Raw genomic sequence first — 8,779 nt, 5'->3', positions numbered from 1 at the left:
GAGCAACGGCGCTCCGTTGAAGTTCGTGTTCTGCGCGATGCGGTTGACTTCGAGCAGCAGCTGCGTGACTTCCGTCTGCAGATTCAGACGGTCGTTGTTGCTGTTGATGTCCGAAGCCGCTTCGACGGCGAGGCTGCGAATGCGCTGCAGAATGTTCGTGGTCGACGTCAACGCACCCAGCGCGACTTGCGCTGCGTTGTTGGCATTTTGCACGTTCTGGGTGGCCTGGTTGAACCCGTCAACCTGCGTTTGCAGATTGGTTGCAATCGCATTACCCGAGGGATCGTCGGCGGCACTGTTGATACGCAGACCGGACGACAGTTGGGTAACGGTATTCTGTAGTTGCTTTTGATTGTAGTCCAGATTGAGCTGGACACTGTTGGCCAACAGATTGTTGGCGATGCTCAAGCCTTGAGACATTTCAATACACTCCTTTGATCGTTCCGGTCGTTACGAGGCTTTCGCCGTAAGGGTATCGAGGGCGTCGCTCTTGCGCGGCATCGGCACGGCTAAGTTGTACCGGCCGCCCTCCAAGCCGACTTGCAGCGCTTTGCGAAGGTGCAAGTTTACGACGATCGGCGCTGCGAGGTTCATCGTCATCTCTCGTGCGCCGGGGCTTACCGTCACGGTGCAGAGAATGGTAAACTCGTCGGCGTTGCGGATCTGCAGCGCCGAGAAGACGTGAGCGGGAATTTGCGGGTCGTACTGCTCGAATACGGCCAGCGGGTTTGTCGCCGGCATCGCAACGTTCACGTCGTCCAGGCTTTGGAGCCAGACGAAGCTCGGCTGCGAATCCAGCGTGAGTATGAGCCACCGGTGGAGGTTGTCAAATCCCGGCATCCCCCACGGAAACTCGATAACGTCGGTTTCGCGATAGGCGAGATCCCCAAATCGAGGGAGACTCACCAGCGTCGCCTTCACCGATTCCGTCTTAGACTCCATTTGAATCACCTGCTTTTCGTGGATTCGTGTAAGGACTAGATTCGCGTAAAGGATTATTGGAGGTAGTCGAACAGGTCTTTCTGTTCCAGCTGCGACGTCGTGCCGTACGCAGCTTGCAAGGCCGTTTGAGCGAGTGAAAACTGAGTTGTTGCCTTGGGTATGTTCGTGTCTTCGATACTGGATTGAACCGCGGTATCGTTGGTGACGGTACTGTCCGAGGTGTTGTTGAGCGCACCCGCTTGCTGTATCGTCGATCCCACCTGCGCCCGGGCGTTGAGCATCACTTGCGTGATGTGGTCGATGTCGCCGAGCTGGGTGGAAAGGTTGTTGACGAAGTCGGCCTGATTGTTGAGGTTGAAGGCCGCGACGAAGTTGCCCGTATTGGCCGCGCCGGGGCTCGACACGTCGGTAACTTGAAACGACTGATTGCTCGCGCTGGTCAGCGAGAGCCGCTGCGTCTGGAAGTCGAACGCCGCCGATACGCCGGTGACGCCGGTCTGGGCGTTGATCTTGGCGACGATGCTCGCCATCGTGTCGCCGGGGCCGAACGTGATCGTGGTGCCGTTGGTGTCCTGCCCTGACGCAATCGAGATCGAGACGTTACCGGTGGAGTCGGCCGTAAGCGGGGTCGCAAGAATCTGCGGAACCGCGCCCGTGAGCATTTGCGCGTACGTCGTGCCCGCCGCGATCGCTTGGCCGGATTGGTTCACGGCCGTCGTGCTCTCGTCGGTCGTTTGGGCGTTGTTGAGCGTGTCGTACAGGTTCTGCAGCGCCAGGAAAACGCTGGGCGAGCCGTCGGCCGCGCTGAAATTGAAGGCCTGCTGCAGCGTTACCGAGGTGTTGAGCTTCTCGCCGTTGGGCAGCGCTTGCGTCTGCGCGACGTTGTTGCCGTTGAACGTCACCGCGGTCGCGGGACTACCCGTCAGCACCACCGGAGCCGAGCTCGGGGTCGCCGTGCCCGCGAAGACGTAGGAACCGCCGTACTGCGTGTTGGCAATGCCGACCGACTGCTGCAGCAGCTGATACACCTGGTGCGCGATCTCCTGGAGCTGCGACGGCGTGTTCGTGTCGCTCGCGCCTTCGATCGCCAGCGATCGCGCGCTCTGCAAGACGCTCGTCAAGCTCGAAAGCGCGCCGTCGACCGTCGTCAGCTGCGACGAGACGTTCGTGAGATTCTCGCCGACCTGCGTCTGCACGCCGATATCGGTCCGTACGTTGAGGTCTTGGGCGATCTGCGTCGGATCGTCGCCCGGGACGTTGACGGCTTTGCCGCTCGAAAGCTGCTGCCCGTACAGCGCTTCTTGGGCGGTGATGTTGTCGATCGACGCAATTTGTTGATCGTAGATCGAATCGGTGGAGATGCGCATGCTTTAGCCTCCTTGCCTCGTCATTGCCCCACGCCAAGTGAGTTGATGGTGGTTTGCAAGACCTGGTTGAGCACGTTGATCACGTGCGCTGCCGCCGTATACGCGCTTTGATACTTGATCAGATTCTGGGTCTCTTCATCGATATTGATGCCCGAGATGCTCTGGCGCACCTGATCGATGTTGGTGGCCAGCGTCGTTTGCGTATTGGTGCCGGTCGTAGCCGTTTGCGCGTCGAGACCCACCTGCGTGACGAAGTTCCCGTAGAACTGTCCCAGCGTCTGTGTCTGCGCGGACGTTATGGAGAAGCCCGCAGCGTGAGCCAACGCGGGCGTGAACGTGATCGACTCGAGGCCCCCGTTGAAGCTGATGGACGACACCGTCACGTTTTCTTGCGGCGGGCCGCCGCCTTTGGTCGCATCGATCGTCAGTTCTTGTCCGACCGACACGCGATTGGAGTAAAAGCTGTTCGGCGGAATCTGAACCGTAAACGCGGCGCCGGCCGGTGCCGCGGCGGCGCTCGTAAACTCGAGCGCGGGCACGCCGACGTTGCTGTTGAACATCGCTACGAGCGAGTTGGCAACGCCGTCGTCGGCCGGACCGAAGGCGTTCGTCGAGTTCTGATCGACGCCGTTGATCGCGCCGGCGCCTAGCGCCGAAAGCACCCCGGCACCCGTTGCCGCGGCGTCGGTGATCGTAAAGTCCGGCGTCTGCGGGTTAGCCTGCTGCGCTCCGCGCAGCGCGAGATCCTCGTTGGACGGATCGCGCTGAAAGATGATCTTCTGCGAGCTCGGATCGAACGAAACGGTAACGCCGAGATGCGCGGCGTTGAAGTTGGTAACGAAGTCGTTGATCGTGTCGGAGTTTTGGCCGGCGTTGGTGTCGTAAGCGAAGTTTTCGGTGACGCCGTCGACATTGACGCTGAGCGTTCCCGTCGTGCCCGCTGCGCCCGGCGGATTGGCAAACGTAGCGTTTTGGTCGAGTTGCGCGAACGTGTCGACGGTGTTATTTGCCGAGTTGAGCGGCACGACCAGCGATCCGGCTTGCGTATTGGCCAGGGCGGTCGGAAGCTGGGTGGGATCCGTGATGCCGCATTTGATGTTGCTCGCGGTGATCGAAAGCGTCTGCACGATCGGCTGGAACAGCGCGGCTCCGGGCGCACCGCCGGCGGTGTAACCCGAGGTGGTAACGCGATTGACTTCGTTAGAGAGCGACGACGCGAACTGATCCAGCTGTTGGCCGTAAACGGCCAGCTTGTTATTATACAGGTCGGAAAGCGCCGCAAGCTGACCGCTGCCGAGCGGGATGCCGGTGTTGTTCGATGCGTTCGGCGGAGGCGTCGAGGAGAAATCGATCTTGAAGATCGATGCGCCGTTAGGGGCCGTCCCGATCACCGGCTGCGAGAGATGGTACGCGACGGTGTCGTTGACCAGAGCCTGACCGTTGACGGTGACGAGCGTCGAGCCGTCGGGCTGAATCGACGTCTGCGTCGAGATGTACTGCGACAGCTGGTCGATCAGATTGTCGCGTTGGTCGGCATAGGTGTTCGGACTGTCGCCCGCTGCCGTCGATGCGCGAATCTGACCGTTGAGCGCGGCGATTTGGTCGAGAATACCGTTGACGGTCGTAACGATCGTCCCCGCCTGCTGCGTAACTTGCGCCTCTTGCTGCTGCACCGTGCTCGCGGCGGAGTTGAGCGAGTTCGCGAGCGCCTGAGCCTGCGCCAGCACGTTGGCGTTGACGGCCGTAGACTGACCGCTCGACCCCTGATTGACGAGCTGGTTGATGGCGGCTTGAAATGCCGTGTACTGCGCGTTGATGCCGCTGTTGGGATCCCCAAAACTCGACTGCACCGCGTTGAGCGTGGTTTGCTCGGTTTGGAAGAAGTTCTGCGAGGATGACGCGCCGCGGAAAAGCTCGTCGTACGAATTGGAATGGATGCGCTGGACCGTCTGCACGATGACGCCGTCGCCGGCCGTGCCCGCCACGTGCTCCGGGGAGCCGATCGTTCCGACGATCGGCGGCGCTTCGGTAAATATCACCGACTGCCGCGACGCGCCCGGCGTATTGACGTTGGCGATATTGTCCGACGTGATGTTTTCGGCGTACTGGAACGCGTCGAGCGACGTGCTCATGAGCCCGAGGCCGAAAAACGTACCCTGCGGTGCGGAAAACGCCATCAGGCCCTACTGCTCAACAGCACGCTGTTGGTCGGCGGAGGAATGAATCCGCGACGGCGATAGGTTTTGGGTCCCTCGTTGGCGGCGCGCTGAAGCGCGGTCGTGACCTTCATCAGCCGCTCCATGCCGCTGGCGATCAAGGCTTTGTTGTTGTTCGCGGTAATTCGCAGACCGATCGAATAGGTCGTTAGCTCGTAGAGCCGTTGATTGAGCGTCGGGCCAAGACGGCGCGGCGCGTACGCGCAGACTTGCCGCAAGGTCATCTTGCCGAAACCGCGCGCCTGCATGCCGCGGCGCTTTGCGGAAATGGTTTGGTACGCGCGGCGAGCCCCGTCGAGCGCCTTTTCGGCGAGCATGATTTCGGCGGCACGGTTACGCACTAGCACTTCGGTCAGCCGCAGCGCCGCGTCGTGGACGCGTGCCAACGCGGCGGATTCTTCCTGCAGCGCGCCGGCGAACGTTTCCCACGAATCGCTCATCTCACCGCCCTCCGGGCGCCGCGCTGACGCGCGGGGACATCCTGTCCGTGACAATGGCTCGCATCCTGCTCGCTCACAAGTTAATCCCCCGTGCTTCGACGTTAGCCGAAGCCTCGTGGCTAGCGTTACCGAGAACGAGCGGACGCATCTGCTGCTCGAGCTGTGCGGCAAGACCAAATCCGCCGGTACTGGCCATCTGCTGCGAATACTGATCGTCGAGCATCGATTGCCAGGTCGATTCCGAGGCCGAATCCTGGCCGAAGATCGACGACTGCGGAACCGTGTCGCGCATCGCACTCATGACCATCTGCAGGAAGACGCCCTCGAACTGCGTCGCGGCGTCGTGAAGATTTTTCAGAGCCTTCTGCTGGTCCGCAGTCAGCTTGGGCGCAGCAGGACGCTGCGTCGTCGTGAGCGCTACCGGGACGTGCACCGGCGTGGTCGTCATAGCAACTCCAGGTCCGCCTGCAGCGAGCCCGAGTCGCGCAGCGCCTGCACGATGGCGATCAAGTCGCGGGGCGAAACGCCCAGCGCGTTGAGCGCCCGCACGACCGACGATAGCGTCGCGGCGCCTGCGATGAACGTCAACTGATGCCCCTTCTCCTGCGCCTGCACCACGCTGTTCTGCTGGAGCGCCGTGTTGCCGCGCGCCAGCGGATTCGGTTGAACCACCTGATTGGTCGTGGCGATCGTGATCGAGAGGTTGCCGTGCGCGATCGCGCAAGGCGCTAACCGGATGTCGCCGCCGAAGACCACCGTGCCGGTACGCTCGTTCATCACGACCCTGGCCATCTCGTCTTGCGTCATCGACAGGTCCGACGCGTCCGCGAGAAACTGCACGGGGTTGTTGTGGTAGTACTGCGGCAAGTTGACGTGCACGGTTTCCGCGTCGAGCGCCGACGCGGTACCGCCGCCGAACCGCCCGTTGAGCACCGAGGCTAAGTTCGCGGCCGATTTATAGTCCGGCGTCGTGAGCACGTAGTTGAACCCGCTCGGATCGGTCTGCAGCGGCGTGACCATGTCGCGCGCGATGATCGCGCCGTTGGGAATGCGCCCGGCGCCCGTAAAGTTCTGATTGATGGTCGAGCCGCTGGCGCCGGCGACGAAGCCGCCGACCGAAACCGGGCCTTGCGCCGTCGCGTAGACGAGGTTGTTAGCCGCGCGCATCTCCGTCAGCACGAGCGTTCCGCCCTGCAAGCTGGTGGCGTCGCCCATCGCCGAAACCACCACGTCCACGTTGTCGCCGGAGTGCGCGAACGGCGGCAATGTCGCCGTGACGATCACCGCGGCAACGTCGCGCGTGCGGACTTCGGTCTGCGTTACGCTCAATCCGAACGATTGCAGAACGTTCTGAATCGTCTGGCTCGTGAAGATCACCGACGTCGAGTCGCCGGTCCCTTGCAAGCCCGTAACGAGGCCGTAGCCGACGAGCTGGTTACCGGTAACGCCCTGGACGTGCGCGATGTTCTTCACGCGTACGACGTTGTCGGCCGGCCCCGCGAATGCGACCGATCCGCTTGCCAGCATCATGAGACCAGCGGCAAGGGCGGCAACGCGCGTCAAAAATTGTGGATGGTATCTGTACATCTTTGCAGTGGCTCCAGAGTTCGTTTGGGGCGCCCTAGGGGAACGCTCGCCAGACGAAATGTTCAAGCGCCCCATGGGATGGGGGCCCCACGAAGTGGGGGGCGCGGAGGCGGAGCCGGAGCGCCTTTTCATTAAAATAAAAACTCCACGATGCGTTGGAGAAGGCCCTTGCCTTTGGGATTGTCGCCGTTGAAGTTGGCTTGTACGTTGGCGACGCGCGAGCTCAGCACGGCGTCGGTTTGGTCGAGATCCTCGGGTCGAACGAATCCGGTGATGTGCAACGTCTGGTTACGACCGTTGATCACGACGCCCTGATCGCCCGCGACCTTCATCACGCCGCTCGGCAACACGTCGGTGACCGTAGCCATCATCGTCGACACGAACGAGTCGGCGCCGCTGGCGGCCTTCGCCGACGCGGCGTTGGTCGAGCCGCTGATCGCCGGAATGTGGAACAACCCGGTGAGCGAGAATCCGGCCGCCTTGCTGCTCGTGTAGTTGGCCGTGTGCGAGTTCGAATCGTTGAAATCGAAGATGATGTAGACCAAGTCGCCAATCTGCGACGCGCGATGGTCGGGGCCCAAGCGCAACGGATGTCCCGGACCGGCCGGCGGCGGCGCGGATTGATACAATGTGTCTGCCTGCGCGGCGAGCGCGCATGCGAAAAACGCTGCCGTAAACGTCGCGATAGCTTTGTTTATCATCACTGTTCACCCATGATGTCGAGCTGCACGCGATCCGGGCCGACCACCATTCCCGAAAGCGTGTGATTGGTCGAAGGGTTGTAGACGGACACCTCGTCGCCCAGGCCGCCGCCCGTGCGCGCGACGCCTTGCGCGACCACCGAGACGCCGCCGTCGTTGACGATCAGCACGACCGAAGAACCCGGCTTGACGATGACGTTGGTTTGCGTCTCCTCGATGTACACCGGCTGCCCTTTACGGAACGGCACGAAGACCTTACGTCCGACGAGGACGTCGGTGCCGTTGCCCAAGCGCCCGTTCCATGGAACGCGCGCCATCGTGAGGTCGTCGGAAGCGATCACCGTACCGGCAACGAGGTCGTGCGCGGCAACTGCCGTACGAACGTATTGCTGCATCCGGTAGCCGACGAAGACCGTGCGCAGGAACGAACCGTCGACGTCGACGTCGATCGGTACGTTGACGTACGTCGGCGTCGCCAGCGGCGATTCGACGACCAGCGATACGGCGCCCGACGGTACGATTTGATCCCGAACGGGGGCGGCTTGCACCAGCGCGCTGTCGCCCGACACCGCGATCGTACCGATCGCGTGCTTTGCCAGCGCGACGAACGCGGTGCCGCTGATACGCTGCGTCTCCGCTTGGGCGCGAGCCGGCTGCGGCGCGCAGATTGCGGCCGAGACCAGGATCGCGAGAAGCAGCGAGAGCGTACGCATCGTTTATCGACCTATTGGAACGGCGGTATCTGGATGGCGGTCTGCAGCATCTGATCCGACGCGCCGATCGCTTTGGAGTTCGCCTCGTACGCGCGCTGCGCGACGATCATGTTGACGATCTCGTTGACGACTTGCACGTTGGAGTTCTCCAGCCACTTGTTTTGCAGCTGGCCGGCTCCGTTGAGACCCGGCTGCGTGACGATCGGCGGTCCACTCGCCGCGGTTTGCAGGAAGTAGTTGCTGCCTTGCGGCGCAAGGCCGGCGTTATTGACGAACCGCGCCAGCGTGAGTTGCCCGAGATTTTGCGGCGTCGTGCTGCCGGGCACTTGCGCCGTCACGGTTCCGTCCGAGCCGACCTGAATCGACGTCGCGTTCTGCGGAATCGTGATCTGCGGCTGGATAAAATACCCGTCCGACGTCACGACCGCTCCGTTGGCGTCTTGAGTGAAGTGGCCGTCGCGCGTGTACGCCGTCGTGCCGTCCGGCAGCGTGATCTGGAAAAAGCCGTCGCCGTTGATGGCCATGTCCAGCGGCCCGTCGGTCTGCACGAGCGAGCCTTGGGTAAAGATCTTTTCCGAGGATCCAACTTTGACGCCGAGACCCACGTCTTGACCCACGGGAACGATCGCCGCACCGACCGGTGAGCCCGGCGATTGGATCGTCTGATAGATCAGATCCTGAAAGTGTGCCAAGTTTCCCTTGAAACCGGTCGTGTTGACGTTGGCCAGGTTGTTGGAGATCGTGTCCATGTTGTATTGCTGGGCGATCATCCCGCTGGCTGCCGAGTAGAGTGCTCGCATCATGGCGTTATCT

10 protein-coding genes are annotated in these 8,779 nt (G+C 62.0%); all 10 read right to left on the bottom strand.

Annotated elements, in window-relative coordinates; translation table 11 throughout:
* A partial coding sequence (locus VGG89_02515) for a flagellin (GenBank protein ID HEY1975402.1) occupies positions 1 to 420 on the bottom strand: 420 nt, incomplete at its 3' end.
* A 30-nt stretch (positions 421 to 450) separates the two neighbouring features.
* Complete coding sequence (fliW, locus tag VGG89_02510; GenBank protein HEY1975401.1) at positions 451 to 906, bottom strand: flagellar assembly protein FliW; 456 nt, start codon at positions 904 to 906, stop codon at positions 451 to 453.
* Between the two features lie 89 nt (positions 907 to 995).
* Entirely contained in the window at positions 996 to 2,309 is a 1,314-nt protein-coding gene (flgL, locus tag VGG89_02505; GenBank protein HEY1975400.1) for a flagellar hook-associated protein FlgL, read from the bottom strand.
* A 20-nt stretch (positions 2,310 to 2,329) separates the two neighbouring features.
* Entirely contained in the window at positions 2,330 to 4,486 is a 2,157-nt protein-coding gene (flgK, locus tag VGG89_02500; GenBank protein ID HEY1975399.1) for a flagellar hook-associated protein FlgK, read from the bottom strand.
* Entirely contained in the window at positions 4,486 to 4,965 is a 480-nt protein-coding gene (locus tag VGG89_02495; GenBank protein HEY1975398.1) for a hypothetical protein, read from the bottom strand. Before VGG89_02495 ends, flgK begins: the two co-directional genes overlap by 1 nt.
* A 73-nt stretch (positions 4,966 to 5,038) precedes the next feature.
* Positions 5,039 to 5,413: a rod-binding protein gene (locus tag VGG89_02490; GenBank protein HEY1975397.1), complete on the bottom strand. Its 375-nt coding sequence runs from the start codon at positions 5,411 to 5,413 to the stop codon at positions 5,039 to 5,041.
* Positions 5,410 to 6,495: a flagellar basal body P-ring protein FlgI gene (locus VGG89_02485; GenBank protein HEY1975396.1), complete on the bottom strand. Its 1,086-nt coding sequence runs from the start codon at positions 6,493 to 6,495 to the stop codon at positions 5,410 to 5,412. Before VGG89_02485 ends, VGG89_02490 begins: the two co-directional genes overlap by 4 nt.
* A gap of 188 nt (positions 6,496 to 6,683) precedes the next feature.
* Positions 6,684 to 7,253, bottom strand: a complete 570-nt coding sequence (locus VGG89_02480) for a flagellar basal body L-ring protein FlgH (GenBank protein ID HEY1975395.1) — start codon at positions 7,251 to 7,253, stop codon at positions 6,684 to 6,686.
* Positions 7,253 to 7,966, bottom strand: coding sequence for a flagellar basal body P-ring formation chaperone FlgA (flgA, locus tag VGG89_02475; protein HEY1975394.1), 714 nt, complete (start codon positions 7,964 to 7,966; stop codon positions 7,253 to 7,255). Before flgA ends, VGG89_02480 begins: the two co-directional genes overlap by 1 nt.
* Positions 7,967 to 7,977: 11 nt before the next feature.
* Positions 7,978 to 8,769: a flagellar basal-body rod protein FlgG gene (gene flgG / locus VGG89_02470; protein ID HEY1975393.1), complete on the bottom strand. Its 792-nt coding sequence runs from the start codon at positions 8,767 to 8,769 to the stop codon at positions 7,978 to 7,980.
* Between the last annotated feature and the right edge of the window lie 10 nt (positions 8,770 to 8,779).

The sequence above is a fragment of the Candidatus Baltobacteraceae bacterium genome (assembly GCA_036488875.1).
In the GTDB taxonomy this organism is placed as follows: Bacteria; Vulcanimicrobiota; Vulcanimicrobiia; order Vulcanimicrobiales; family Vulcanimicrobiaceae; genus JAFAHZ01.
This window is presented reverse-complemented; position numbering and strand designations above follow the sequence as displayed.